At 34.3% G+C, this 967-nt stretch carries 1 protein-coding gene and 1 pseudogene; both read right to left on the bottom strand.

Features of this window, described 5'->3' with window-relative positions:
* Positions 1–121: 121 nt before the first annotated feature.
* Positions 122–589 carry a lysozyme inhibitor LprI family protein gene (locus tag HMPREF2572_RS01370; protein WP_070495718.1) on the bottom strand — a complete coding sequence of 156 codons (468 nt, stop codon included), beginning with the start codon at positions 587–589 and terminating at the stop codon, positions 122–124.
* A gap of 174 nt (positions 590–763) precedes the next feature.
* A pseudogene (locus HMPREF2572_RS14720) lies at positions 764–967 on the bottom strand (hypothetical protein); the annotation flags it as partial.

The raw sequence follows: 967 nt of genomic DNA, 5'->3' as shown, positions 1-967 counted from the left end.
TGGAAAGTTGCACTTCAAATCCGAATCCGCCGACCTTGATAAATGCTAGAGTCTAATTTAGATTTTATATATTAGTTTAAAAAGAAAAATGTTATTTTATAATTCGAGAGTGGATAGATTGTTAATCCGTATCACGCCCAATAGTTTGAAAGAAATATGGTTCTTCAAATTGGCAAGGTTCATTGCCACAGACATAAATTTCTTCTAAATAGCTATTTTGCTTTAAAATGGCATCAGTAGCACATTGCAAATATTCAAATATCCCCTCTCTTCCAACCTCTTTCTCTGGCAATATCAAGCATTCATCAAATTTGTTTTTATTCCATTGCCTTTGTTGGTGAATTAAATAATTTCTTATATTTACATTGTTCTGCTTTTGAGCGATTGAATAATTATTATTTAATTCTTTCTGTGCCAATAAATATGACTTAGAAAAACATACAAGAATATCTTCTTGCATTATACTTCCTGCATAACATGGTTTGTTTAATGCACCTTTATCAATAACAGTTTCAGGTGAATCTCCAAGTGTAAAAGTTGGGGCGAGGCAAATTGTAATAAATAAAGCTCTATTATTTAAAGCGATCAAAACGCAATCCTTTCTTCAATATACGTAGTAGCAAGTAGATTATGATCCAAAAAAAAATCATCCAGTTATCTAAAATATTTGGTTTCTACCCAAGCTTACACTTACTAAAATGGGTTAACAATACAATTATAGTGGATGAACTTTCAACCAGTACGGCGTTGCCTCGCCTTAAGCTCAAAGAGAACGATTCTCTAAGGTGCTGAAGCACCCAAGTGAATGGTTCCGTACTATCTGGATTTTGGGGAATTTTGCAAAGGTCTCTATCTGTACTATCTGCGGCTTCGTCGCCTTGTCCTGATTTAAATTTAATCCACTATAAGCGCGGGAACGGATAGGCTGGATATGAAAAAGGTCGTCTGAAAACTGGTTTTCAGACGA

Source organism: Neisseria sp. HMSC064E01 (assembly GCF_001808875.1).
In the GTDB taxonomy this organism is placed as follows: Bacteria; Pseudomonadota; Gammaproteobacteria; order Burkholderiales; family Neisseriaceae; genus Neisseria; species Neisseria sicca_A.
This window is presented reverse-complemented; position numbering and strand designations above follow the sequence as displayed.